The 24,082-nt window shown below is 68.4% G+C and carries 19 protein-coding genes and 1 pseudogene; 6 read left to right on the forward strand and 14 right to left on the reverse strand.

Annotated elements, in window-relative coordinates:
- Positions 1-39: 39 nt before the first annotated feature.
- From ACEOAB_RS16795 to imuA, 3 genes and pseudogenes are all read right to left on the reverse strand, one after another.
- A pseudogene (locus tag ACEOAB_RS16795) lies at positions 40-3,407 on the reverse strand (error-prone DNA polymerase).
- Positions 3,400-4,746, reverse strand: coding sequence for a Y-family DNA polymerase (locus ACEOAB_RS16800; protein ID WP_495652981.1), 1,347 nt, complete (start codon positions 4,744-4,746; stop codon positions 3,400-3,402). The pseudogene ACEOAB_RS16795 and the gene ACEOAB_RS16800 overlap by 8 nt, the downstream one beginning before the upstream one ends.
- A complete protein-coding gene (imuA, locus tag ACEOAB_RS16805) occupies positions 4,715-5,527 on the reverse strand; it encodes a translesion DNA synthesis-associated protein ImuA (protein ID WP_495652982.1) in 813 nt (270 codons plus the stop codon). Before imuA ends, ACEOAB_RS16800 begins: the two co-directional genes overlap by 32 nt.
- Positions 5,528-5,643: 116 nt before the next feature.
- Here imuA and ACEOAB_RS16810 point away from each other — a divergent pair, with 116 nt between their 5' ends.
- Both ACEOAB_RS16810 and ACEOAB_RS16815 read left to right on the forward strand, forming a co-directional pair.
- Positions 5,644-6,774, forward strand: a complete 1,131-nt coding sequence (locus tag ACEOAB_RS16810) for an ABC transporter substrate-binding protein (RefSeq protein WP_413751346.1) — start codon at positions 5,644-5,646, stop codon at positions 6,772-6,774.
- A 194-nt stretch (positions 6,775-6,968) separates the two neighbouring features.
- Positions 6,969-7,796, forward strand: coding sequence for an aldo/keto reductase (locus tag ACEOAB_RS16815; RefSeq protein ID WP_495652983.1), 828 nt, complete (start codon positions 6,969-6,971; stop codon positions 7,794-7,796).
- Here ACEOAB_RS16815 and ACEOAB_RS16820 read toward each other — a convergent pair.
- The 7 genes from ACEOAB_RS16820 to ACEOAB_RS16850 all read right to left on the reverse strand — a co-directional run bounded on the left by ACEOAB_RS16820 (position 7,783) and on the right by ACEOAB_RS16850 (position 16,007).
- The gene (locus ACEOAB_RS16820) at positions 7,783-8,748 is read right to left on the reverse strand and encodes a Bug family tripartite tricarboxylate transporter substrate binding protein (RefSeq protein ID WP_495652984.1); all 966 of its coding nucleotides are present in this window, start codon (positions 8,746-8,748) and stop codon (positions 7,783-7,785) included. The two genes, ACEOAB_RS16815 and ACEOAB_RS16820, sit on opposite strands and share 14 nt — an antisense overlap.
- 17 nt (positions 8,749-8,765) lie before the next feature.
- Positions 8,766-9,893: a porin gene (locus ACEOAB_RS16825; RefSeq protein WP_413751237.1), complete on the reverse strand. Its 1,128-nt coding sequence runs from the start codon at positions 9,891-9,893 to the stop codon at positions 8,766-8,768.
- A 118-nt stretch (positions 9,894-10,011) separates the two neighbouring features.
- Positions 10,012-11,712 carry a dihydroxy-acid dehydratase gene (gene ilvD, locus ACEOAB_RS16830; protein WP_495652985.1) on the reverse strand — a complete coding sequence of 567 codons (1,701 nt, stop codon included), beginning with the start codon at positions 11,710-11,712 and terminating at the stop codon, positions 10,012-10,014.
- Positions 11,709-12,158 carry an aconitase X swivel domain-containing protein gene (locus ACEOAB_RS16835; protein ID WP_413750897.1) on the reverse strand — a complete coding sequence of 150 codons (450 nt, stop codon included), beginning with the start codon at positions 12,156-12,158 and terminating at the stop codon, positions 11,709-11,711. Before ACEOAB_RS16835 ends, ilvD begins: the two co-directional genes overlap by 4 nt.
- 127 nt (positions 12,159-12,285) lie before the next feature.
- A complete protein-coding gene (locus tag ACEOAB_RS16840; protein ID WP_413750898.1) occupies positions 12,286-13,581 on the reverse strand; it encodes an aconitase X in 1,296 nt (431 codons plus the stop codon).
- Between the two features lie 53 nt (positions 13,582-13,634).
- Positions 13,635-14,477, reverse strand: a complete 843-nt coding sequence (locus ACEOAB_RS16845; protein WP_495652986.1) for an IclR family transcriptional regulator — start codon at positions 14,475-14,477, stop codon at positions 13,635-13,637.
- Positions 14,478-14,555: 78 nt separating this feature from the next.
- Positions 14,556-16,007, reverse strand: coding sequence for an FAD-dependent oxidoreductase (locus ACEOAB_RS16850; RefSeq protein WP_495652987.1), 1,452 nt, complete (start codon positions 16,005-16,007; stop codon positions 14,556-14,558).
- A gap of 155 nt (positions 16,008-16,162) precedes the next feature.
- Here ACEOAB_RS16850 and ACEOAB_RS16855 point away from each other — a divergent pair, with 155 nt between their 5' ends.
- The 3 genes from ACEOAB_RS16855 to ACEOAB_RS16865 all read left to right on the forward strand — a co-directional run bounded on the left by ACEOAB_RS16855 (position 16,163) and on the right by ACEOAB_RS16865 (position 18,971).
- Positions 16,163-17,158, forward strand: coding sequence for a Bug family tripartite tricarboxylate transporter substrate binding protein (locus tag ACEOAB_RS16855; RefSeq protein WP_413751114.1), 996 nt, complete (start codon positions 16,163-16,165; stop codon positions 17,156-17,158).
- Positions 17,155-18,156 (forward strand): Bug family tripartite tricarboxylate transporter substrate binding protein, encoded by a 1,002-nt coding sequence (locus ACEOAB_RS16860; RefSeq protein ID WP_413751113.1) that lies wholly within the window; start codon positions 17,155-17,157, stop codon positions 18,154-18,156. The genes ACEOAB_RS16855 and ACEOAB_RS16860 overlap by 4 nt, the downstream gene beginning before the upstream one ends.
- A 125-nt stretch (positions 18,157-18,281) precedes the next feature.
- Entirely contained in the window at positions 18,282-18,971 is a 690-nt protein-coding gene (locus ACEOAB_RS16865; RefSeq protein ID WP_413751112.1) for a glutathione S-transferase family protein, read from the forward strand.
- A gap of 58 nt (positions 18,972-19,029) precedes the next feature.
- On the opposite strand, the gene ACEOAB_RS16870 is transcribed toward ACEOAB_RS16865, so the two are convergent.
- Together ACEOAB_RS16870 and ACEOAB_RS16875 are read right to left on the reverse strand one after the other, a co-directional pair.
- Positions 19,030-19,887 (reverse strand): alpha/beta fold hydrolase, encoded by an 858-nt coding sequence (locus tag ACEOAB_RS16870; RefSeq protein ID WP_495652988.1) that lies wholly within the window; start codon positions 19,885-19,887, stop codon positions 19,030-19,032.
- Positions 19,884-20,444 (reverse strand): cytochrome b, encoded by a 561-nt coding sequence (locus tag ACEOAB_RS16875; protein WP_413750656.1) that lies wholly within the window; start codon positions 20,442-20,444, stop codon positions 19,884-19,886. The genes ACEOAB_RS16870 and ACEOAB_RS16875 overlap by 4 nt, the downstream gene beginning before the upstream one ends.
- Positions 20,445-20,581: 137 nt before the next feature.
- Here ACEOAB_RS16875 and ACEOAB_RS16880 point away from each other — a divergent pair, with 137 nt between their 5' ends.
- A complete protein-coding gene (locus ACEOAB_RS16880) occupies positions 20,582-22,039 on the forward strand; it encodes a glycosyltransferase family 2 protein (RefSeq protein ID WP_413750655.1) in 1,458 nt (485 codons plus the stop codon).
- A 4-nt stretch (positions 22,040-22,043) separates the two neighbouring features.
- Here ACEOAB_RS16880 and ACEOAB_RS16885 read toward each other — a convergent pair whose 3' ends face one another.
- Together ACEOAB_RS16885 and ACEOAB_RS16890 are read right to left on the reverse strand one after the other, a co-directional pair.
- Positions 22,044-23,078, reverse strand: coding sequence for an L-idonate 5-dehydrogenase (locus ACEOAB_RS16885; RefSeq protein WP_413750654.1), 1,035 nt, complete (start codon positions 23,076-23,078; stop codon positions 22,044-22,046).
- A gap of 12 nt (positions 23,079-23,090) precedes the next feature.
- Positions 23,091-24,059, reverse strand: coding sequence for a tripartite tricarboxylate transporter substrate binding protein (locus tag ACEOAB_RS16890; protein ID WP_413750653.1), 969 nt, complete (start codon positions 24,057-24,059; stop codon positions 23,091-23,093).
- Positions 24,060-24,082: the final 23 nt, after the last annotated feature.

Consider the following 24,082-nt stretch of genomic DNA (forward strand, 5'->3'; position numbering starts at 1 on the left):
GCGAGGCATGGAACGATCGGTTGCATTCGCCCTTGCCCGTCAATGGAAATCGCGGCTGGTGTTGCTCTGCGCGAGCCGGCCCATGAGCGGCGTCAGGTCCTTGAAACCGGTGGCGATCAGGTGCTGCACCTTGCCGCCGCTGTCGTCGTCGCGCTGCCACGTGCCCTGCACCGCGAGCAGGTGCGACTTCAGCAGCGGCTCGCGCCAGGCCTCGATGACATGGCTCCAGACGATCACGTTGACGTTGCCGGTCTCGTCCTCCAGCGTGACGAAGATGGTGCCGTTGGCAGTTCCGGGCCGCTGGCGGCCCTTGACGATACCGCAGGCGCGCACGGTCTGGCCGCTGGGCTGCGCACGCAGTTGCTCCGCGCTCAAGAGCTTCATGCGCGCGAGGCGCGGGCGCAGCAGCGCGAGCGGATGGCGGCGCAGCGTGAGGCCGAGCGCGGCGTAGTCGCCGACGATCTCCTCGCCCTCCGGCGCGGCCGGCAGCAGCAGCGCCTGTTCGTGGATCGGTACGCCCTTGAGCAGGGCCGGTGCTCGGCCCCCATGCCGCGGGTGGCAGTGGCGTCCCACACCTGCTGGCGCCGATGGCCCGAGAGCGACATCAGTGCATCGGCTGCGGCCAGCGCGGCCATGTCCTTGCCGTCGAGTTCGGCGCGCAGGGCAAGGTCTTCGGTGCTGGTGAAAGGCGCCTGCGCACGCGCTTCGAGGAGGCGCTCGGCGCCCTGCTTGCTGAGGCTCGATATCCGTTTCAGGCCGAGCCGCACCGCGGGCTGGTTCTCGTTGCCCAGGCGATCGGCGTAGCGCGCATCGGTGCCCGGCGGCATGCGCGGCGCATCGAGCGCGCGGGCTTCGAGCGTGGTGTCCATCTCGCTCTTCGTGACGTCGACCGGACGCACTTCCACGCCATGGCGCCGCGCGTCCTGCACGAGCTGCGAGGGGCTGTAGAAGCCCATCGGCTGCGAATCGAGCAATGCCGCGAGGAAGCAGGCCGGCTCGTAGTTCTTGAGCCAGCTGCTGATCGTGACCAGCAGGGCGAAGCTGGCGGCGTGGCTCTCGGGAAAGCCGTAGTCGCCGAAGCCCATGACCTGCTTGAAGATGGCTTCGGCGAAGCTGGCCTTGTAGCCGTTATCGACCATGCCCCGCACGAGCTTGTCGTGGAACTTGCCCAGGCCGCCCTTGCGCTTCCACGCGGCCATGGCGCGGCGCAATTGATCGGCCTCGTCGGCAGTGAACTTGGCCGCGATCATCGCGATCTGCATCACCTGCTCCTGGAAGATCGGGATGCCCAGCGTGCGCCCCAGCGCCTCGCGCAATTCTTCTTTCTCGTAATGGATCGGCAGATTGTTGCGCACCCGCTCGCGCTGCTTGAGATACGGATGCACCATGCCGCCCTGTATCGGCCCCGGCCGCACGATGGCAACCTCGATCACGAGGTCCTCATAAGTCCGGGGCTTCAGGCGCGGCAGCATCGACATCTGCGCCCGGCTCTCGATCTGGAACACGCCGATGGTGTCGGCATCGCAGATCATGTCGAACACCTTCTGGTCGTCGTTGGGGATGTGATGCATCTCGATCGCCGAGTTGCGCCAGCGGTTCATGTGATCGAGTCCCCGGCGGATCGCGCTGAGCATGCCGAGCGCGAGCACGTCGACCTTGAGCATGCCCATGGCTTCGAGGTCGTCCTTCTCCCACTGGATGACGGAGCGGTCTTTCATCGAGGCCTTCTCGACCGGCACCAGCCGCGTGAGCTTCGTATGCGTGAGCACGAAGCCGCCCACATGCTGGCTCAGGTGGCGCGGAAAGCCCTTGAGCCGCTGCGTCATCTCGATCCATTGCACCAGCTTGAGTTCGTCCTCCTCCACGCCCACGCGCGCGGCCGCCTTGAACAACTGTTCTCCGAGCACGGTGTCGTCGAACCAGTAGTGGTCTTTCGCAAACTCGTCGATCAGCCGCTCGTCGATGCCGATGGCCTTGCCCACGTCGCGCAACGCGCTGCGCGAGCGGTAGCAGATGACGACGGCCGCGATGGCGGCGCGCTCGCGGCCGTATTTGTCGTAGATGTACTGGATGACCTCTTCGCGCCGCTGGTGCTCGAAGTCGACGTCGATGTCGGGCGGCTCGCGGCGGTGGCGGCTCAGGAAGCGCTCGAACAGCAGCGTGCCTTTCTCCGGATCGATGGCGGTGATGCCCAGGCAGAAGCAGACCGCCGAATTGGCCGACGACCCGCGCCCCTGGCAAAGAATGTCCTTCGAGCGGGCGAAGCGCACGATGTCCTCCACGGTGAGGAAGAACATCTCGTACTCAAGGCCGATGATGATGTCGAGCTCTTTCTGGACCTGCGCCCGCACCTTGTCGGGAATGCCGTCGGGATAGCGATTCCGCGCCCCTTCCCACGTCTTGCGCGCCAGCGCCTGCGCCGGCGTCTCGTCGCTGCCCAGGTTTTCCAGCGGGTACTTGTAGTTCTCCCGGATCACATTCGGATCGAAGCTGCACCGCCCTGCCACCACCAGCGTGTTCGTCAGCATCTGCGGCAGATAGAGCTCCGCCAGCCGCACGCGCTGACGCAAGTGCCGCTCGGCATTCGACTGCAACGCGAAGCCGCACTCGGCCACGGTCTTCCCCTCTCGCACGGCCGTCAGCACGTCGTGCAGCGGCTTGCACGAACGCGCATGCATGTGTACGTCGCCGGCCGCCACCAGCGGCACGCCGGCCTCTTCGCCCGCCTGCATCAGCGTGACGAACCAGAGGTCGTCGTCGAGCTCGTTGAACAGCTCCACGGCCAGCCAGAGGTTGTCGTCGTACAGCGCCTTGGCAGCCATCAGGTCTTCGTGCAGCGTCGCCATGTCCATCGCGCCGCCGGGGTTGCGCTGCGGCACGAAAAGAACCTGGCAGTCCCGCAGCGAGGCCACGTCGCTGTCTTCCCAGCTCACGCGGTACTCGCCCTTGGGCAGTTCGGTGTTGCGCGCGGCGGTGATGAACTCGCAGAGATTGCCCCAGCCTTCGGTGCCGTTCGCGATCACCACGAGCCTGAAGCGCTCGAACTGGAACTCGCTGCCGAACAGCAGGCGGAAACCGGGATTGCGCGGAATCGGCGGCTCATCGGGATGTTCGCGCTCGTACTCGTCCAGCTTCGCAGGCAGGTCGCGCAGGGCCACATGCGCGCGCACGATGCCCGCCACCGAGCACTCGTCGGTGATCGCCAGCGCCGTGTAGCCGAGCTGGTAGGCCCGCTCCACCATTTCCTCCGGCGTCGAGGCGCCACGCTGGAAGCTGAAGTGGGTGAGGCAATGCAGCTCGGCGTAGTCGGGCAGCGTGAACGTGGGCTTCCCGCGCAGCGGCAAAGGCAGCGCATGCACCTTCACCGAGTTGCGTCCACGCAGTTGCTTGCCGCTCAGGTCAGGCATAGAACCCCTGCAGGTACCAGCGCACCTCGCCGGACGAAAAACGAGCGGAGGGCCGCTCGCGGAAGATCCACACCAGGCCGGCTTCGGGGCTTTCGGCGACGTAGTAGTCGCGCATGGCGGGCTGGCCGCCGTCTTCCTTGTCGCCCCACCAGCCGGCCTCGACACGCTGCGGCCCGATCAGCCTGCTCAGCGGGCCGCGGTAGCACGGGCGCTCGCCGTCCATCTCGAGCAGCAGCGGCTCGGGCAACAGCCACGGCGGATAGATGGCATCGGGCTGCGAGGCTGCGGTTTTTTCGTCCTTGCGGGCCTTGGCGGGCGCGTTCTCCTTTTGCAGCGCGGGCCGCCACGCCTGCTTGCGCTCGGGCCGGTGGTCGGCCTGCGCCGACGGCACCACCACCTGCTGCGCTCCGAGCCGCACGCTGAGCCGCTCGACCATCTCGTGCAGCCTGTCGCCCTTGCGGTTGTCCTCGGGCAGGAAGCTGGTGCTGGCGCCGGCCCACGCATCGGTTTCGAGCGTGCGCAGCCTGAGCCAGCTCGCGGGCGCCGCGAGCGTGGTGAGGGCGAGCTTTTCCGACAGCAGGCGGCGCAGGTGCGCCATGTCCTGCGTGGGCTCGGCCGTGCGCACGGTGACCTGCTGGTGCGGCGGCAGGTTCACGCCGTTGAAGCGCTTGAGGTCGAGCGTCCATTGCAGCTCGAGCGCGCACGCACCGCGCTGACGGGCGCGCAGCCAGATCTGCAGGGCCGACAGCAGCCGGTTGGCCGACCACATGAGTTCGGGCGCGGTCTCGGCCAGCGCGGGCAGTTCGAGCTTCTGCTCGAACACGTCGGGCAGCGTGAGCCAGGCATGGCTTTCGGGGCGCAGGCCCCAGGCGGCGTCGAGCGCCTCGCGCAAGCCGGTGCCGAAGCGCCGCGTGAGGCCGCCGCGCGGCAGTGCCGCCACATCGCCCCAGGTGCGGCAGCCCAGGCGCGCGAGCAGGTCGAGGTGGTCGCGCGCGGCGCTCAGGGTGTCGAGCGGCAGGCCAGCCGGAATGTCCTGGGGCCTGTTCTCGTCGCGCTCGAACAGGCGCAGCCGCGCCAGCGCGATCAGGCTCGTGGCGCCCTGCGCGCCCAGCATGCGCACATCGGGCGCAGGGTTGGCGGCCAGCAACTGGCGCATCAGCTGCAGCCGCCCGCCCCACAGGCGCTCGCAGGCGGAGACTTCGAGCATCAGCGCTTCGTCCTGCCAGGCGACGTGCGGGGTGTACTGCAGCGCCCACCAGCCCAGCGATTCGGGCGTGGGCAGCGCGGGAGCGTCGGGCATGTCGGCGTCAAGCGACCACTGCAAGGCGATCCAGTGCATCCGGGCCTCCTCCTTTCCACGCGTCGATGCGCACCACGGTCGCCGAAGGCGCTGCCGTCTCGCCGGCCGGCACCGTGCCCGACTGTTGCAACCGCAGCTTGCGCCGCAGCCGGGCGGCGGCCAGCAGCGCGGCCATGCGTTCGTTGCGCGCCGGCAGCATCACCGGCGCAGCCAGCGGCGGGCCGCGGCGCTTGAGGATGTGCAACTCGATCTGCGACGCATCCGATTCGCAGCGTCCGGCGCGGATGCGCAGCCGCGCCGGCGAGGCCGACAGCGCGGCCGATTCGGGCCGGCACACGAACAGCAGCACCTCGTGCTGCGCGGCCGCCAGTTGCAACCGCCGCAATTCGCCCACCCGCGCCTGTGGCAGCCACGCCACGACGGCGGCGATGTCCGCGCAGCGCAGCGCCTGCTCGCAGGCCCACAGCCGCGCAGCCGGAGCCTCGCTCCTGACCCACATCAGGGCTTCCACCGGCAGCCCCTGCGCCGCGAGCGACGGCCCGCAGGGCTCGTAAGGCGCACCGACCAGCACCACCGGCCCGCCGCGCGCCTGCACCGCCTGCGCCAGCGCGGGCAGCAGCAGCCGCCAGACATGGGCCTCGGGTGCGGTTTGCAGCAGTTCCGTCATCGCACCGACCGGCCAGCCGCCGCCCGGCAGCTGCGCATCGAGCGCGGCGTGGCCGGTGGCGGCGACCTGCGCGTCGGCCAAGCCGAGTTCGTCGGCATGCCAGACGCCGCGGCCCGCGGCAGCGGAAAAGGAGTCGAGGAAAGGGAGGCCCATGGGTGAAGACTGTTAACTGTATTTTTATACAGTACTTTCCAGACCGCAACCAAAGACCCGATTTACCTGGCAGGGCCATCGCCTTAAGATGGCATCGCTAACACTAAGTTACCAACATGCACAAAAAGATTCATCTGCTGGCTTCGGCCTTCGTCGCTCTCTCCACTGTCCTGGGGCTTCCGTCTGCGGTGCAGGCGCAGACCAAGCCGCTCCTGATCGGCCAGACCTACGTGCAGACGGGGCCGCTGGCGTCCCTGTCGCCCGAGCCCCTGCTCGGCATCCGTGCCATGTTCGCCGCGGTGAACGCGAACGGCGGCATCAACGGCCGGCCGGTCGAGCTGCGCCAGCTCGACGACGCCTACGACCCCGCCAAGGGCGCCGAGAACGTCAAGACCTTCGTGAAGGACGGCGCCATCGGCGTGCTGATGCCCATCGGCACTTCGTCGTCGATCGGCGCGATCAAGGCGGCCAACGAACTCAAGGTCCCCATCGTCGGGCCCTACACGGGTTCTGGCCCGGTGGTGAAGCCCACCGAATACGGCTTCCCGGTGCGCATCAGCTTCGACGAGGAGTACAGCCGCATCGTGAACCATCTCTTCACGATCGGCCTCTCGCGCATCGCCTTCGCCCACAACGACAACCCGGGCGCACGGTCGGCGCTGGAAAGCACGCAGAAGTTCATTGCCGAGCGCGGCGAGAAGATGGCCGGCAGCGTGGCGATCAAGAACGACGGCTCCGACGCCGCCGAGCGCGCCGCGGAGCTGGCCAAGCTCAAGCCCAAGGCGGTGGTGCTGGCGGCCACCAACGAAGTGGCGGCGAAGTTCATCACGGCCTACCGCGCGACGGGCAACGAGACGGCCTTCTATTCGTTCTCCTTCCTGAACGGGCAGAAGCTGTTCCAGGACATCAAGAAGGACGCTGCCGGCGTGGTCATCTCGCAGGTCGTTCCCTATCCCTGGAACAACGCGATGCCGGTGATCGCCGAGTACCAGGCGGCCATGAAGAAGATCGGCGCGACCGAGTTCGGCTATGCCAGCCTCGAGGGCTACGTCGCTGCGAAGGTCATGGTCGAAGGCCTGAAGCGCGCCGGGGCGAACCCGACGCCGGAATCGCTGCAGAAGGGTTTGGAGTCGTTCAAGACGCTCGACATCGGCGGCATTGCGGTGTCGTACCGGCCCGGCGAGCACCGCGGCCTCACCTTCTCCGAACTGTCGATGCTGAAGGCCGACGGGCGCTACCTGCGCTGAGGACCTTGCCTGCTGCTGGCCCCGACAGGTTCCAAGCCGAAACCTGTCGGCGCAGAATTTCGTCCGTGACGACGCCTTTCACGAACGAGCCCCACATCCCCGCTCTCACGCGCGCCCGGCTGCTGCGTGCGAGCATCGCACTTTGCGCCGGCGCCGCGCTCCCCTCCTTCGCCCAGCAACAAGGCAGGCCTGCGATGAAGATGAACACCCGCCCCATCCCCTCCACCCAGGAGGCCCTGCCCGTGATCGGCTGCGGCACCTGGATCGGCTTCGACCAGCGCCCCGGCAGCGAGGAATACGCGCGCCTGCCCGGCGTGCTCGACGCGCTGTTCGCGGCCGGCGGAACGGTAATCGACAGCTCGCCGATGTACGGCCGCTCCGAGGAAAGCACCGGCGAACTGCTGGCCGCCTCGAAGCAGCAGGGCAAGGCCTTTCTCGCCACCAAGGTCTGGACCTCGGGCCGCGAGGCCGGCATCGCGCAGATGGAGCAGTCCTTCGCGCGGCTGCGCACGCAGCGCATGGACCTGATGCAGGTGCACAACCTCGTCGACTGGCGCACGCACCTCGCCACGCTGCGCGGCTGGAAGGAGCAAGGCCGCGTGCGCTACATCGGCATCACGCACTACACGGCCTCGGCCTACGGTGAGGTGGAAGCGGTGCTGAAGGCCGAGAAGCTCGACTTCCTGCAGATCAACTACTCGCTCGACGCGCGCGAGGCCGAGCAGCGCCTGCTGCCGCTGGCGGCCGAGCGCGGCGTGGCGGTGATCGTCAACATGCCCTTCGGCGGCGGCGGGCTGCTGCGCCGGCTGCGCGACAGGCCGCTGCCCGCCTGGGCCGGCGAGATCGGCTGCACGAGCTGGGCGCAGGTGCTGCTGAAGTTCGTGCTGAGCCATCCGGCCGTGACCTGCGCCATACCGGGCACCAGCCGCCGCGAGCACATGGCGGACAACGCGGCGGCCGGCGCGGGCAGCTTTCCCGACGCGGCCTTCTGGCAGCGAGAAGCCGCCTCTATTCGAACTTGACGTTGTGCTCGCGCACGGTGGCGCCGAAGGCGTCGTACTGTGCGCGGAAGAACTCGGCGAACTTCGCGGGGCTCATGCCGTAGCCCTCGAAGCCCTGCTGCACCAGCTGCGCATGCACCTCGGGGCGCTTCAACGTGTTCTGCAGCTCCTGCGAGAGCCTGTCGGTGATCGCCTGCGGCAGCCCGGGCGGCCCGAAGAAGCCGGCCCATGGCGTGATGGTGAGCTTGCCCAGCCCCAGCTCGCCGCCCGTAGGCACGTCGGGCAACAGTGCGCTGCGCTGCGGCAGCAGCGTCACCAGCGCGCGGATGCGCCCTTCCTTCACGAAGCCCGGCGCCAGCGTGCCGGTGGTGAACATCATCTGGATCTGCCCGCCCAGCAGGTCGGTCATGGCCTGCATGTCGCCCTTGTAGCGCGCGTTGACCACCTTGCGGTCGCCCAGCAGCTGCAGCATCGCGAGCTCCGAGGCGCTGTTGCTCGACGCCGAGTTGAGCGCGCCGGGCTTCGAGGCCACCAGCGCGAGCAGCTCGTTCACGCTCTTCACCGGCAGGCTTGTTGGCACCACCAGGAACATCGAGAACTGACCGGCCGAGCTGATCGGCGTGAAGGCCTTGAAGGGGTCGTAGGGCGGCGTCGGCCGTAGCGTGGGTGCGGCCACCATCGCGGTATTGGTGCCCATCAGCAGCGTGTAGCCGTCGGGTGTGGCCGACGAGGGGGCCTGCGCGGCCAGCACGCCGTCGGCGCCGGGCCGGTTCTCCACGATCACCTGCTGGCCGAGCTGCTTGGCCAGCCCCTCCGCAATGATGCGCGTGAGCACGTCGGCGCCGCCGCCGGCCGCGAAGCCCACGATCAGTTTCAGCGGCTTGTTGGGAAACGCATCGGCGCTCCATGCCGCCGTTCCCGGCAATGCCGTGCCGGCGGCAAGGGCCGCCAGCGTGAATGTCCTGCGTCGCATGTTGAAGGCCCTCCGCTTCAAAAGAGATGGCGCACGCCGAATTCCCATCCGGTCGAGCGCTGCCCGGCCCCCGGCGCCACGCCGCCGCTGACCACGTAGCGCGCCTGCCCGCTGTTCATGAGCCGCGCGTAGGTGCCGTAGAGCGCGGTGCGCTTGGAGAGGTTGTGCACGTAGCCGATGCCGAACTGCCGCGCGTCGTCGCGGTTGCGCGGTATGCCGTTGGCGTTGCGCAGGCTCTCGTCGCTGCGGTCGTCGAGGTAGGCGTAGCTGATGCGGATGCGCCCCACCTCGAAGGCTGGAATGTGCGCGCCGATCTCGGCCGTGTTCTTGCGCACCGTGCCGGCCGCCAGCTTCACCGTCACCTTGTTGTAGAGAGCGAAGAACTTGGCAAAGCCCGCATCCCACGAGCCGCCGATGTTGGCGTGCGTGTAGTTGCCGATGGCGGCGGTGGCGTCGAAATGGGAGCGCGTGACTGCCGCCGCGATGTCGAACGCGCCCGAGGCGAAGCCGAAGCGCGCGCCGGCGAAGTTGCCATCGTGGCGGTTCGCCACGGTGGAATCGTTCTCGCCGGTGCCGGCCATCGCCATGCCGTAGAAACCGCCGAGGTTGGGCGGCAGCCAGTAGCTCACGGTGTTGCTGCCGGTGATGGCCGTGGGCAGCGGCCCGGTGCCCACGCCGGCAAAGGTGAGGTTGCCCGCGCGCGCCACGCCGTTGGCGTTGAAGGGGTCGAAGTAGATGCTGTTGTAGTGCGTGGGAATGAAGTCGTGGCCCAGCCGCACTTCGCCCAGCGTGTCCGACGAGAGGCTCACGAAGGACATGCGGTCGAAGGTGATCGGCCCCGCCGTGCCCGCGCCGCTCGTCCGGTTGTTGCTGTTGCTCGGGCGGCCGGTGCCGGTGTCGGGGTTCAGGCTGCCTTCGAGCCAGAAGCCCGCGCGCAGGCCGCCGCCCAGGTCTTCGGTGCCGCGAAAGCCCAGCCGGCTGGTGGAGAGCCCGCCGTTCGACAGCGCCTTCACCGAGCCGCCACCGACGCCGTTCGTGTACTGGATGCCGAGGTCCATCACGCCGAACACCGTGACGCTCGACTGCGCGTGCGCCACGCCGGTGCCGGCCAGTCCCAGCGCCGACCACATCAAGATTCTCTTCATGGTTTCTTGTCTCCTGCTTCTTCTCTTCGGTTGAAAAACTCGGAATACGCGCAGGGCTGCGCCACCGGGTGCGCTCGGGTGTGCGCACCGGTTGGCGAAGGCCAGGGGTGAAAAAGGTCTAGCTCGAGGGCTCGGGCCGCTCGGTGCGCACGAGCACGGCGCCCTTCGAGAGCGGCCCCACGTTGCGCCGGTACTGCTGCAGCCAGCCGGTGTCATGCGCCGGCGGCGGTGCCTGCCAGTCGTCGCGGCGCGCCTGCAGTTCGGCGTCTGTCAGTTCGATGTCGAGGCGGCGTGCATCGAGATCGATGGTGATGGTGTCGCCGTCGCGCACCAGCCCCAGCGGTCCGCCGAGCGCGGCCTCGGGCGACACCTCGGCCACCACCAGCCCCTTGCAGACCAGGCCCGAGAGATGGCCGTCGGTCAGCAGCGCCACCTGGTCGCCCAGCCCCGCGCCATCGACGGCGAAGACTACGCGCGACGCGCCGCCGCCCATGGCCGGGCCGCCGCAGGCACCGGCGCCGCGCATCACGACGACCTGCCCGGGCACGATCTCGCCCTTCTTCAGCGCAGCGATGGCGGCGTCCGAAGTCCAGAAGCACACGGCCGGGCCGGTGAAGCGCCGCACCTTGCGCTCGGCGATGCCGGTCTTGATGAGGCCCGACTCGGGCGCGAGGTTGCCGCGCAGCAGCACGATGGCCGGCAGCGGTGCCACCGGGCGACCGATGGGGCGGATCACCTCGGCGTCGGCCACTTCGGCATCGCGCAGGTTGTCGGCGACCGTGCCGCCGGTGACGGTGAGCGCGCCTGTGTCGAGCAGCGGCTCGAGCTGCTTCATCAGCGCGCGGCAGCCGCCCGCCGCCTCGAAGGCTTCGATGGAATCGGCACCGATGGGCCGCACGCCGGCCAGCACCGGCGTCGCGGGGCCCAGGCGCTCGAACATGCCGTACACGTCGACGCCGGTCTCGCCCTCGGTCGCCACCGCCTGCAGGTGCTTGGCGGTGTTGAGCGAGCCGCCGATGGAAAGCACCGCGCGCACCGCGTTGGCGAAGGCACCCCGCGTGAGGATGTCGCGCGGCTTCAGGTCGTCCCACACCATCTGCACGATGCGCGTGCCGGCCGCGCGCACGTCGGCCATCATCTTCGGGCTCAGCGCCGCCACGGGGGCGCTGCCGGGCAGCGCCATGCCGAGCGCCTCGCAGACGATGTGCATCGAGTTCGCCGTGCCCAGGCCCGAGCAAACGCCGGGGCCGCGAATGGCCTCGCGGCTCATGCCCACGAGTTCTTCCACCGGCAGGTTGCCAGTGACGGCATGCATCGCGCCGATGAACACCTCCTCGATGTCCATGTGGTGACCCTTGTACTCGCCGCTGGGCTGGTAGCCGCAGGGCACGAGCAGCGTCGGTATGTTCAGCCGCGCGGCCGCCATGAGCTGGCCCGGCACGGTCTTGTCGCACGAGGTGAGGCACACCATGCCGTCGAGCTGCGCGCCTTCGACGGCCACTTCGATGTCGTTGGTGACGAGGTCGCGCGCCGCCAGCATGTAGGCGCCGCGCGCGCCCGCGCCGGTGATGAAGTCGCTGGGTGCGGCCGTGCGGATCTCGAAGGGCACGGCGCCGGCCGCGCGGATGGCGTCCTTGATCTCGGCCGCGACGCGGTCGAGGTGGCTGAAGCAGGCGGCCAGCTCGGAGGAGCTGTTGACGATGGCGATCTTGGGCTTCTCGCAGTCCTCCTCCGGAATGCCGAGCGCGCGCCAGTGCGCGTTGCGCACCGACCAGAGGTAGGAGCCGCGCGGGAAGTTGCTGCGCAGGGGGCGGGTCATGGCTGGGCTCCCCTCTTCTTGGTGATCTCGATCACGCCGCGGTCGGCGTCCACGCGCACCCAGTCTCCGGTCTCGATGCATGCGAGCGGATCGCGCTCGAAGTCGGTCATCGAAGGCGCATGCGTGACCACCGCGCCCAGCGCCATCTTGGTCGTCATCTCGTTGAAGAGGAACGCAGCGGGCGCCGAGTTCATGAGCCGCGTCATGTGGAACATGGCCGACCAGCCCGAGGAGCCCTTGGCGCCGGGGAACACCAGCACCTTGCCCGCGAAGCTCCGGCCGCGCAGCTCGTGCCGCGTCTCGATGACGGTGCCGGTGCGCGGGTCGATGCCGCCCCAGCCCGAGATGCGGTCGCGCGTGACCAGCGCCTCGCCTTCCGCGATGCCGCCCACCACCTTGCGGCCGCGAATGACCAGAGGAACCATGTTGTGTGCGATCGCGCTCATGGTTTTGCTCCTTCCCCCTCTGGGGGAAGGTTGGGATGGGGGCTGGCAGAGCGCTCGATGGGTGCGCCGCATGCCCCCACCCCAGCCCTCCCCCATGAGGGGAGGGAGAAGGTCCGGAGAGCGAGCCTCATTGCATGCCTCCATTCCATCGCCCCGTGCAGGCTGCGTCGATGCATTCGGCGGTGCTGCCGAACCAGGCCTGCACGCCGAGGATGGCGGGCAGGTAATGGGCCTGCTTGGCCGAGTCGAGCGCCACGGTCTTCGTGCCCTTGGGCACGGCGCGGCTCATGGCGGAGCAGCTGTCGCCCATGATGATGCCGCCCGCGTCCTCGATGATCTTCGTGTAGCCGTTGCGGTCGGCCAGCGACTTGATGGCGCGCGGCGTGAAGATCCACAGTTCGCAGTCGGCGTGAACCTTGCGGCCCTCGATGAGTTGCGCGGCCTCCCAGATCTGCTCGATGGTGTAGTGCGGGCAACCAAGCATCACGTACTGCACCTCGGCGTCCTTGCCCGTGATGTTGATCTTCTCGTAGGTGGCGCGGCGCTCGGCCTCGCCGTAGCGCAGCACCTGCGCCGGCGCGCGTCCGCCGAGTGCCTGCTCAAGCGTGAGCGCCTCGGGCGTGACACCCGCGATGTGATACATCTCCACGCCGCCCGAAGACGATGCCGCCGCGCCGAAGTGCTTGAGCCTCGGCAGGTTCGGCACCCGCGATATGCCGCGCCGGCTGTGCACCACCGGCACGCGCTCCTGCACGTGTTCGCCGATGTAGTAGCCGAGCAGGCCCCAGTCCTGCACCGACTCGACCTCGATGTCGAGCTCGACCACGTGCGTGGCATGGCGGTTCTCGTCGAGGTGGTAGCCCCAGTACGGAATGCGCCCGGTCAGCATGGCCGCGCCGGTGCTCTCACGGCCTTCGGTGTTGGTGCGCGCGCCCAGCACCGAATTGCAATAGACCACCGCCGACGATTCCATCCACGCGCAGTGCTCGCCGCGCGTCGGAATGTTGCCCACCTGGTAGGGCGTGCAGGTGTTCATGATCTGCGCGCCGAGGCCGGCGGCGTGGCGTTCGCTCTTCTCGTAGAAGCGCACGATCTCCTCGCTCACGCCCATGCGTTCGGGTTGGCCGGGGTCGAAGCCCAGCTGAAGGTGGCTGGTGAAGACCTTGAACTTCGGTATCTCGACGGTTTCCTGGCTGTCGAGGCTGAATTCGGAGAACACCGCGTCCATGCCGCCGCCCTTGGCGAGCGCGAAGTCGCGCTGGAAGGGCGTGGTCGAGGTGATGGTGGCGCAGACGTTGCGCGTCTCGACCAGTCGCTCGGCGCCGAGGGCTTCGCCGTAGCGCACCAGCAGGTCCATCGCCTTCTGCACGGCCTGGCCGTCGCGCCCGTCGTACATGGCTTTTTCTTCATCGCTCAGGTGCATGACCTGTGTCTCCGTTCTTCTGTGTCGTGGGGAATGAACCCCGGCCGGGCCTGCTAGCCCGGCGAGGGTGTGGGTACGTGGCCGCCGATGTCGCGCGCGATGCTCAGCGCGATGTCGTGCAGGCGCGGCGCGAGTTCGATCCGCAGCCGCACCACGCTGAAGACGAAGCCGGCGCCGCCGCCGTTGAGCGCCATCACCTCGCCGTCGGGCCCGATGAGCGGCACCGACACCGAGTTGATCTCGCGGTGGAACTCGCCGAGCGAGAGGCAGTAGCCCAGCCGCTTCGATTCGCCGATGGCGCGGTTCATGCCGGGCGCGATGCTGTCCCACTCGGGGCCGCGCAGAAGGCGCATCGAATCGATAAGCTGATTGCGCTGCGCCTCGGGCAGCGCCGAAAGGTAGGAGCGGCCGAGCGCGGAGTTGGCCAGCGGCGCGCGCGAGCCCACGTCGAGCCGCGCCGAGAGCATGGACGAGCGCGGGCGGCAGGCTTCGATCAGCACCATCTCCATGCCGTCGCGAATGGCCAGGTAGACCGATGCGCCGACTTCTTCCGCCATCGCCTGCATGCTGGGCCGCGCGGCGGCGCGCACGTCGAGGCTGCCGAGGAACACGCGCGACAGCGACACCACGCCCGGCCCGAGCATGAAGCGGTCGGGCGCCTGCGCCGGCTTGAGCATGCCCAGCGAGAGCAGCGTGGCGACCAGCCGGTTGACGGTGGCGCGAGGAATGCCGGTCATGCGCGCCAGGTCGGCATGGCCGAGCACCGGGCGGTCTTCGCTGAAGCAGCGCAGCACGGAGATGCCGCGCTCCAGCGCGCTCACGGTGTCGGAGCGCTCGCCGCGCGCGTCGGCCGGCTCGGCGGCGGACAGGGAACTGTCGTTTTTTTCAGTGGACATGGAGGAATCCTTCGCAAGACTCTCCAATGTAGAGGCTCGCGAATGCAGAGCTGCCGGGTTCATGGCCTTGCATGTGCGTCAGGCGCCGGCCTCGGCCGTGGCCAGCGGCGCAGCGTCCTGCCCCGCCTCGGCACGCAGGTACACGCCCTGCTCCAGCAGGCCGGACTGCAGCGCGCCCACGTCGATGAAGCGCGGCGCGATGCCGCCGCGCGAGGCCAGCGCTGCCGCCACGCCAGCGGCCTGGCCGGTGATCCAGCACTGCGGAATCTCGCGCATGAAGCCGTGCGAGTTGCGGTCGCACGAGATGTGGCGCCCGCAGGCCAGCAGGCCGTCGAGCTGCTTCGGCACCAGCGCGCCGTAGGGAATGGAGATGTTCGGGAACTTCGGCGATACGGCGGGCGACACGCCGATCTCGTCGGCCAGCGGCACGCCGTCAGGCCACTGGCTGCGCAGCACCGAGCCCACGCCGCTCAGGCGCCGCGCATGGCGCACGCCGATCTGCGGCGCGCTCAGCATCAGGTAGGCGTTCTCGAAGCCCGGCGCATGGGCGCGAAAGTAGTCGAGGTGCGCGGCCATGGCGCGGTGCGAGCGCACTTCCACGGCGGTGAGGTCGTCCACGTCGAGCGCCGAATAGCCCGACTGGCGCGGCCCCATGAAAAGCGCCACGTCGTTGCGCCAGGAGACGAAGGGCCGCTCGAACAGGCCGCACTGCTCGCGCCCGCCGGCCATGAAGGCGGTGAAGGCCTCGGGCTTGCCGGCCTTGAACTCGATCCAGCGGTTCATGTCCACGCCGCCGAAGAGCCAGGAGGTGTTCATGCAGTGATGCACGTCGGCCTCCTCGATGTCGTTCACGTACTCGGCGCCGGCGCGGGCGAACAGGTCGCCGTCGCCGGTGGCGTCGACCACCACGTCGGCCATGATGGCCATGCGGCCTTCCTTGCTCTCGAACACCACGCCCTTCACCGCGCCGTCCTGCACGATGGGAATGGCGGCCCACGAGTGGTAGATGAGCTTGACCTTGCGCTCCAGCACGATTTCCTGCGAGAGCAGCTTCAGCCGCTCGGGGTCGATGGTGGGCGACCAGGTGACGACGCCGTGGTAGGCGGCGGTGCGCTGCGACCAGTGCGCGGCCTTGGCGGCGTCCTGCGAGCCCCAGTCCTCGCGCACGGGGCCGGCGATGGCGTCGGCCGGCAGGCGGTCGAACAGCTCTTCGGCGAAGCCGCGGATCACCAGCTTGCCTTCCCAGTCGGTCATGCGGTCGATCCAGATGACAAGGCCACCGGTGGAAAGGCCGCCCAGGTGGTTGTAGCGCTCCAGCAGCGCCACGTCGGCGCCCGCACGAGCGGCGGCGGCCGCCGCCGCGGTGCCCGAGGGGCCGCCGCCCACCACCAGCACGCCGCAGCGGTGATAGACCGGGATGCTCTTGCCGGGCTCGGCCCAGCTGCCGTGGTCAGGCCGCTTGACGCGGCTGTCGCGGTCGAAGATGTCGGAGGACAGGATGCGCTCGTCGGTACGGACGACAGTTTTCATGAATGCGTTCTCGGCTTGGCTTGTTTCGTCGTATTTTGATTTCACTTTCCATTTTGTCAAACTCAAAGAGTCGATATTTGGGGTATTCCCTAACAAATATGGATTTTTATGGATTTCAAGATCAATATTGAAAAAGCAATCCAACGGAGACAACGATGAGAAAACTTCACGGCACCCGCCGTGCCTTCGGCTCGGCCCTCAGCGCCGCGGCCCTGCTGGGCCTCGCGCCATTGGCGCTGGCGCAGGACTTTCCGGTGCGGGGCAAGCCCATCCGCATCGTCGTGGGCTTCACGGCCGGCGGCGGCACCGACGCGCAGGCGCGCATCGTTGCGCAGAAGCTCGGCGAGGTGCTCGACACCAGCGTGATCGTGGACAACAAGCCCGGCGCCAGCACCATGCTGGCGGCCAACGAGGTGTCGCGCGCCCAGCCCGACGGCTACACGCTGCTGTACGCGCCCTCGTCCACCATGGCGCAGAACCCGCACACCTTCGCGCAGGTGCCCTACGACCCGTTCAAGGACTTCACCGCCATCTCGATGGGCGGGCGCGGGCCGCTGGTGCTGTCGCTGAGCACCACCGTGCCGGTGAACAACGTGAAGGAACTGGTGGCCTACGTGAAGGCGCACCCGGGCAAGGTGAGCTACGCCTCCTTCGGCGCGGGCACCTCCTCGCACATCTACGGCGAGGCCTTCGTGAAGAAGACCGGCATCGACGCGGTGCACATCCCGTACAAGGGCGGCTCCGACGCGGCGAAGGACCTGATCGGCGGGCGCGTGCAGTACATGTTCGACTCGGCCTCCTCGGCCATCATCACCGCCTCCTCCGGCAAGGTGAAGATCCTCGCGGTGGCGGCCAATGCGCGCATTGCCGCGCTGCCCGACGTGCCCACCTTCGCCGAGCAGGGCTATGCCGGGCTCGACCTGCCGAGCTGGCTGGGCTTCTACGGGCCGGCGCGCATGCCGGCGCCGGTGGTCGAGAAGCTCAACACCGCGCTGGCGAAGGTGCTGGCGATGCCGCAGGTGCGCGAGTTCTACCGCAGCGGCGGCTACGAGGCCGGCTCCACCACGCCGGCGGAGTTCGCCAGCATCACGCGCTCGACCTACGACAGCTGGGGCGCGATGGTGCAGCAGGTGGGGTTTGTCAAGCAATGAACGACAGGCCCACCTCTCTTCGCCGCCGCCGCGTTGCCGCCTGGCTCGCGCTCGGCGCGGCCGTGCCTCCGCTGCTTGCGCATGCCGCCGCGCCCTTTCCGGAGAAGGGCCGTACCATCCGCATCGTGCTGGGCCTGGCGGCCGGCGGCGCCTCGGACGCGCAGGCGCGCTTCGTCGCCAACAAGCTCGCCGAGGTGCTGCAGACGCCGGTGATCGTGGAAAACCGGCCGGGTGCGAGCTTCATCCTCGCGACGGAGGAAGTGATCCGCGCCGCGCCCGACGGCTACACCTTCATGTACGCGCCCTCCTCCGTGGTGGCGCAGAACCCGCAGACGCTGGCGCAGGTGCGCTACGACCCGTTCAAGGACCTGACGCCCATCTCGCTCGGCGCGCGCGGCCCGCTGGTGCTGACCGTGCACGCGAGCGTGCCGGCGCGCACGGTGCAGGAGCTGGTGGCGTACATCAAGGCCAACCCGGGGAAGATGAGCTACGCCTCCTTCGGCACCGGCACCTCCTCGCACATCTACGGCGAGGCCTTCGCGCGGCAGGCCGGGCTGGACGTGGTGCACGTGCCGTACAAGGGCGGCGCCGACGCCGCCAAGGACTTCCTCGCGGGCCGCGTGCAGTACTACTTCGACGCGGCGCCCAACGCGATCCAGAACACGGCCACCGGCAAGGTCCGCATGCTGGCCGTGGCGGCGCCGCGCCGCAGCCCGATGCTGCCGGACGTGCCGACGATGACCGAGCAAGGCGTAAGCGGCGTCGACATGGCGAGCTGGCTCGGCTTCTACGGCCCGGCACGCATGCCGGCGCCGGTGGTGGAGAAGCTCAACGCCGCACTGGCGCAGGTGCTGGCCATGCCGGCCACGCGCGACTTCTTCCGACAAGGCGCCTACGAGGCGGAATCGTCGACCCCGCAGCAGCTGGCCGACCTGACGCGCACAACCTACGACCAATGGGCCGAGACCATCCGCAAGCTGGGCCTCACGAAGCAATAGCGCCCGCGGTCAGTCGAGCGAAATGAAAGAGATCTTCGGGCTGATCGCCAAGATCTGGCAGCCTCTTGACCGGTCGGGCTGCCACACCGACATTTTCCGACACGGGAAACAACAGTGTGTGCCACATGACTGCTCTTACTCTTCACTACCATCCGCTTTCGTCCTACTGCCACAAGGTACTCATCGCGCTCGACGAGCTGGGTATCGAGGCAGAAAAGCGCCTGTTGAATCTGGGCGATCCGGCAGAGCGCTCGGCGTTCCTGGCCTTGTGGCCCACGGGCAAGATGCCCCTGCTGATCGATCAGGGGCGGCCCATTCCCGAGACGAGCATCATCATCGAGCACTTGCAGCGCCACCACGCCAACCCCGGCCGGGCGCTCATCCCGCATGATCCGGACGCGGCGCTACAGGTGCGCCTGTGGGACCGCCTCTTCGACCTGTACGTGATGACACCCATGCAGGCTTTCACCGCCAACCTGCTGCGACCGGAAGGTGAGCGCGATGCGCTCGGCGTGGCTCGGACGCGAGAAGGCCTGTCGTCGGCCTATGCGTTGATCGACAACCACCTTGAAGGGCGAACCTGGGTGGCCGACGATGCATTCACCATGGCCGATTGTGCCGCCGCACCGGCCTTGTTCTATGCCGTGACCTATGTGCCCATAGCGCCGCAACAGGGACGCCTGGCCTCCTACTTCGATCGCTTGATGGAACATCCATCGGTAGCGCGCACCATTGACGAAGCGCGGCCCTATTTCAAGTTCTACCCGGGGCGCAACGGCTTGTCTCGTCGATTCTTTGACCCGGAAACCATCTAGGGGATGAAACTCGCCCCAGGCTTCGTGCACTTCGTGTCGCTTTTCCAGAACCTCTGGGTCAGCCGAAGAACGCCAGCAACCGTGCGTTGACCTCGTCGGCGCGCTCGTACTGCGCCCAGTGGCCGGCGCCGTCGATCACCACGCCTTCGCGCGCCGGTCCTTCGACGGCAAGCTGCGCCACCAGCGGGCGCGGATCGGCGGTGACGTCGAACTCGCCCCACAGCAGCAGCGTCGGCACGCCCAAAGTGCCCAGCGCCTGCTGCAGCCCGCCCGACTGCGACACCTCCTTGCTACGAAAGCGCGTGCCGTGGCAGGAGATGTCGTGGATCTCGAAGGCCAGCGCATCGATGGCGGACTTCTCGTGCAGCATCAGCGCGCCCAGGTTGTGTAGCAGCGCGGCGCGTTCGGCTTCGCGGTCGGGGGCGGCGCGCCAGTTGATCATCTGCGCCGTCATGCGCCGCAGCGTGCCGTGGCCGCCGCTGCCGATCAGCGCGAAGCGGCGCACTGCCCCGCGCCCGGCCCCGAAGCGCGCGGCCGTCAGCCCGCCGAAGGAGAAGCCGCCGAGGTCGATGACGCTGCCCGCGCCGACGAGCTGGTCGAGCGTGCCGCCAAGCGCAGCGAGCAGCGGCTGCAGCGGGTCTTCGCCGGGCGCCACGCGGGGCAGCGCGTCGGATTCGTTGAAGCCCGGCATGTCGGGCAGCCACAGCGTGCGGCCGGCCGAGAGCGCCTCGGCGTTGCGCAGCCAGTGCATCCAGCTGCCGTGGCCGCCGTGCAGCAGCACCAGCGGGGGCTTCGTCGTGTCGGTGCCGAAGCGGCGCCAGCGCACGCGCACGCCCTCGTGCACCGGGTCGTGGAGGGTGGAGAGCGCGTCGACGCGCGCGATGAGGTCGCGTGCCCCGGTCCGTGGTGTCGTCATGGCAGCATCCGTTGGAGTTCGGCCTCGCCATCGAGGAACTGGTGCTTGAGCGCACCCAGCACGTGCAGCCCGAAGAGCACGTACAGCACATAGCCCGCCCAGGCGTGCACACCGCCCAGCACGGTGTGCCAGGTTTCCTTCACGGCAGGCTCGATGGCCATGATCCAGCCGATGCGCGGCCATTCGAACAGGCCGAAGAGCTGCATCGGGTGGGTGGCCGCGTCCTTCCAGGCCGAGTCGTGCATCCAGCCCGACAGCGGCAGCAAAATCATCAGCAGGTACAGCGCGCCATGGGCCGCATGCGCCGCGAACCGTTCGAGCGCACCGTACGAGCCCGGCATGGGTGGCGGCTTGTGCGTGGCGCGCCAGAGGAGCCGCAGGATCACAAGGCCCAGCACGGTGATGCCGATCGACTTGTGGGTGTCGACGGCCGGGCGCACCCAGTCGTCGGGGTAGTGGTCGACCAGCAGGATCAGGACGATGTTGGCGATCATGAGCACCGCGACCAGCCAGTGCAGCACGATGGCGGTTCGGGTGTAGCGGGTTTGTGCGAGCATGCGGGGAATTTTCGGGCGTGAGGCGACTCAGTCGAAGGCGCGTGCGATTGTCCCGGCTTTGCCCGGGATTTTCGAAACCGCAGGCCGAGTTTTTGCGTATCGACGAACGACCGACTGTCGCCCCGGGGCACCTTCACTTGAACGATTCTCTCCAACGCGCCTTCGCGGCCGCATCGCCGCGCCTGTCGCCCCCCAATACTCCGCTGCGAAGCTGGCTCATCCATGGCGGCGTGCTCGTGCTGTGGGCGCTGCTCTTCGCCATGGCCTTCAAGTTCGGCAACGTCGCCTCATGGTCTGTGGGCGTGGCCTATGTGCTGTACGACACGGTGCTGCTGCTGTTCGTGGCGTGGATGACGCTGCCGATCCTGCGGCCGCGTCCCCTGCCCGCTGTCACATCCGCGACCCGGCGCAACACGCTGGGCGTGATCGTCGCCTCGCACAACGAGGCGGCCGTGCTGCCTGTGACGCTGGCCGCCCTGCTCGGCCAGACCGACGTGCCCGACCGCATCGTGATCGCCGACGACGGCTCGACCGACGGCACGGCCGAGCTGCTGACCACGCACTACGGGCTCGTCGCGCCGGCCCCGGGCGAACTGAGCGCGCCCAGCGCCACGCATCCTTCTCTCTACTGGCTGCGCCTGCCGCACGGCGGCAAGGCGGTCGCGCTGAACGCGGCCATCCTGTGTATCGACACCGACACCGTGCTCACGGTCGATGGCGACACGCTGCTCGACACGCAGGCCATCGGCGCCGTGCGCCGGGCGTTCTCCGAAGAGCCCAACCTCGTGGCTGCCACCGGCGTCATCATCCCGGTGTGCAGCCGCACACTGGCCGGCCGCTGCTTCCAGTGGTTCCAGACCTACGAGTACATCCGCAACTTCCTCTCGCGCTATGCGTGGATGCGCGTCAACGGCCTGCTGCTGATCTCGGGCGCCTTCGCCGGCTTTCGCACCGACGCGGTGCGCGCCGTGGGCGGCTTCGACACCGACTGCCTGGTGGAAGACTACGAACTCATCCACCGCCTTCATCGCCACGCCCAGGCCCACGGCCTGCCGTGGACGGTGCGCGTGCTGGGCGACGCGCAGGCCCACACCGATGCGCCCAGCAGCACGGGCGCCTTCCTGCGCCAGCGCCGCCGCTGGTTCGGCGGCTTCCTGCAGACGCAGTTCTGGTACCGCGCCATGGTCGGCGACCGGCGCTATGGCTGGCTCGGCGTCGCGATGCTGCCGGTGAAGGCCATCGACACCTTGCAGCCGCTCTACGGCCTTGCGGCCTTCGGGCTGCTGCTGGTGTACCTGGTGCGCGGCAACTTCGGCGTGCTCGCGCCGGTGGCCGGCGTGATCGGCGCGAAGATCGTGCTCGACCTCGTCTTCCACCTGTGGTCGGTGTTCCTGTACCGGCGCTGGATCGGCCACGGCAGCGAAGCCAACATGGTGCAGGCTTTCCTGGCCGCACTGGTCGAGCCCTTCACCTTCCAGATCCTGCGCCACACGGGGGCGGCCTGGGGCTGGTGGATGTTCCTGACCGGGCGCGGCACCTGGGGCCGGCAGACGCGCGTCGGGCTGGTGGACGCCGAGGGTGTGCGGCGGGGCTGAAGCCTCAATCGAAGTTCAGGATCACCTTCATGGACTGCGACCGGTCGGCCGCCAACGCGAAGGCCCGCGCCGAATCGCGGTAGGACAAGGTCGCGGAGATCAGCGGCTTCACGTCGACCAGGCCCTTGTTGAGCAGCTCGACCGCCACCGCGAACTCTTCGTGGAAACGGAACGCCCCGCGCAGGTCGAACTCCTTGGCCACGATGGTGTTGATCGGCAGTGTCATGTCGCCTCCCAAACCCAGTTGCACGATGATGCCGCGCGGCCGCAGCGCGTCGAAGGCGCCGACCAGCGCGCGGGCATTGCCGCTCGCTTCGAACAGCACATCGAAACTGCCCTTGTTCGCTGTGAAGCGCGCCAGACCGTCCGGAGTCTCGGCCACGTTGACGACTTCATCCGCGCCGACCTTGAGCGCCTTGCCCAGCGTGTGCGCGCCGACGTCGGTCGCGACGATGTGGCCCGCCCCCGCACGTCGCGCCGCGATGATCGCCAGCGCACCGATCGGCCCGCAGCCCGTGACCAGCACGCGCTTGCCGAGCAGCGACCCGGCGCGCCTCACTGCGTGCAGCGCCACCGCGAAAGGCTCGGCCATCGAACCCTCGGCATCGCTGAGCGAATCGGCCAGCCGGTGCGCCTGGTGCGTGTCGACCACGATCTGCTGGCGAAAGGCACCCTGCACATGCGGCGTGCGCATCGCGCTGCCGTAGTAGCGCATGTCCAGGCAGTGGTTCTGCAGGCCCTGCTGGCAGTACGTGCAGAGGCCGCACGGACGGCTCGGGCTGATCGCGATGCGTTCGCCCGGCTTGAAGTCCGTGACCCCGGCGCCGACCGCCTCGATCACGCCCGCCACCTCGTGACCGAGCACCATCGGCTCCTTGATGCGGATGGCACCGAAGCCGCCGTGCTGGTAGTAGTGCAGGTCCGACCCGCAGATGCCGCCGCAGCGCACGCGCACCTGCAGTTGGCCGGCACCCAACTCGGCGGTTTCGAACTCCTCGACGCGCAGATCGCCCGGGGCATGAATGACGAGAGCTTCCATGGTGATGGCCCTTTATTTCTTGAGATCTACGCTGTCGAGCAGCGACTTGAAGTAGACGGACTGGCTGTTCATGAAGGCCTGGAACTGCTCACCCTCCATATAGGCCGGCTGCAGGTTGGCCCTGAGCAGCGCATCGCGGAATGCCGAGTCTTCAGCCGCCTTGCGGGTGACATCCCGCAGGTACTTCACGACATCGGGTGGCGTCTTCAACGGCACGCCCAGACCGCGCCAGGTGCCGATGACAAGATCAACGCCCTTCTCCTTGAACGTCGGAACCTTTTCGTAGGGTGCCGGCAGTTGGCGCTCTGCCAACGCGGCCAGTACGCGCACCTTGCCCGCTGCGACGTGCGAGCCGATCTCGGCCGGGCTCACCATGATTGCATCCACGTGCCCTCCGACCAGCGCACCCACGCTCGGTGCCGCACCCTGGAACGGAACGTGGTTGAAGCGCACCCGTGTCTTCTGCTCGACGGCAGCCGCCGCCAGGTGCCAGATGGTGCCGGTACCCGCATTGCCCATCGACACCGCGCCCTCCTGCTTGCGCGCGGCGGCCAGCAGGTCGTCGATGGACTTGTACGGCGACTCGGCACGCACGGCGATCACGCCCGGGTCGCCGTTGAGCCGCGCGATCGGAATGAAGTCGGCGGTCGTCACCTTCGTCATGTTGAGGTGGGGAATGATCGCCAGCTCCGAAATGAGCACGCCAATCTTGTAGCCGTCGGCCGGCGCGCGCTGCGCCTCGGTCATGCCGATGCCGCCGCCCGCGCCGGGCTTGTTGACGACGATCAGAGGCTGCGGCACGCTTTTCTTCACCGCATCGGCGAAGAGCCGGGCCATCACGTCGGTGCCGCCGCCGGCCGAGGAAGGCACGATCACCTCGATCGGCCGCGTGGGGTAGTCCGCTGCATGCACAACAGGCAAGGTCAGCAGCATGCCCGCGAAAGTCGCGGCGGCTGCGCAGGCAAGACGAAAGCGCTTCATGGATGTCTCCTTTTTTTGGGTAA

The sequence above is a fragment of the Variovorax sp. Varisp53 genome (assembly GCF_059491555.1).

What these genes read in the sequence shown, in the direction of transcription:
- ACEOAB_RS16800 (WP_495652981.1), bottom strand. Translation starts at nt 4,746, where the DNA reads ATGCACTGGATCGCCTTGCAGTGGTCGCTTGACGCCGACATGCCCGAC.
- imuA (WP_495652982.1), bottom strand. Translation starts at nt 5,527, where the DNA reads ATGGGCCTCCCTTTCCTCGACTCCTTTTCCGCTGCCGCGGGCCGCGGC.
- ACEOAB_RS16810 (WP_413751346.1), top strand. Translation starts at nt 5,644, where the DNA reads ATGCACAAAAAGATTCATCTGCTGGCTTCGGCCTTCGTCGCTCTCTCC.
- ACEOAB_RS16815 (WP_495652983.1), top strand. Translation starts at nt 6,969, where the DNA reads ATGAAGATGAACACCCGCCCCATCCCCTCCACCCAGGAGGCCCTGCCC.
- ACEOAB_RS16820 (WP_495652984.1), bottom strand. Translation starts at nt 8,748, where the DNA reads ATGCGACGCAGGACATTCACGCTGGCGGCCCTTGCCGCCGGCACGGCA.
- ACEOAB_RS16825 (WP_413751237.1), bottom strand. Translation starts at nt 9,893, where the DNA reads ATGAAGAGAATCTTGATGTGGTCGGCGCTGGGACTGGCCGGCACCGGC.
- ilvD (WP_495652985.1), bottom strand. Translation starts at nt 11,712, where the DNA reads ATGACCCGCCCCCTGCGCAGCAACTTCCCGCGCGGCTCCTACCTCTGG.
- ACEOAB_RS16835 (WP_413750897.1), bottom strand. Translation starts at nt 12,158, where the DNA reads ATGAGCGCGATCGCACACAACATGGTTCCTCTGGTCATTCGCGGCCGC.
- ACEOAB_RS16840 (WP_413750898.1), bottom strand. Translation starts at nt 13,581, where the DNA reads ATGCACCTGAGCGATGAAGAAAAAGCCATGTACGACGGGCGCGACGGC.
- ACEOAB_RS16845 (WP_495652986.1), bottom strand. Translation starts at nt 14,477, where the DNA reads ATGTCCACTGAAAAAAACGACAGTTCCCTGTCCGCCGCCGAGCCGGCC.
- ACEOAB_RS16850 (WP_495652987.1), bottom strand. Translation starts at nt 16,007, where the DNA reads ATGAAAACTGTCGTCCGTACCGACGAGCGCATCCTGTCCTCCGACATC.
- ACEOAB_RS16855 (WP_413751114.1), top strand. Translation starts at nt 16,163, where the DNA reads ATGAGAAAACTTCACGGCACCCGCCGTGCCTTCGGCTCGGCCCTCAGC.
- ACEOAB_RS16860 (WP_413751113.1), top strand. Translation starts at nt 17,155, where the DNA reads ATGAACGACAGGCCCACCTCTCTTCGCCGCCGCCGCGTTGCCGCCTGG.
- ACEOAB_RS16865 (WP_413751112.1), top strand. Translation starts at nt 18,282, where the DNA reads ATGACTGCTCTTACTCTTCACTACCATCCGCTTTCGTCCTACTGCCAC.
- ACEOAB_RS16870 (WP_495652988.1), bottom strand. Translation starts at nt 19,887, where the DNA reads ATGACGACACCACGGACCGGGGCACGCGACCTCATCGCGCGCGTCGAC.
- ACEOAB_RS16875 (WP_413750656.1), bottom strand. Translation starts at nt 20,444, where the DNA reads ATGCTCGCACAAACCCGCTACACCCGAACCGCCATCGTGCTGCACTGG.
- ACEOAB_RS16885 (WP_413750654.1), bottom strand. Translation starts at nt 23,078, where the DNA reads ATGGAAGCTCTCGTCATTCATGCCCCGGGCGATCTGCGCGTCGAGGAG.
- ACEOAB_RS16890 (WP_413750653.1), bottom strand. Translation starts at nt 24,059, where the DNA reads ATGAAGCGCTTTCGTCTTGCCTGCGCAGCCGCCGCGACTTTCGCGGGC.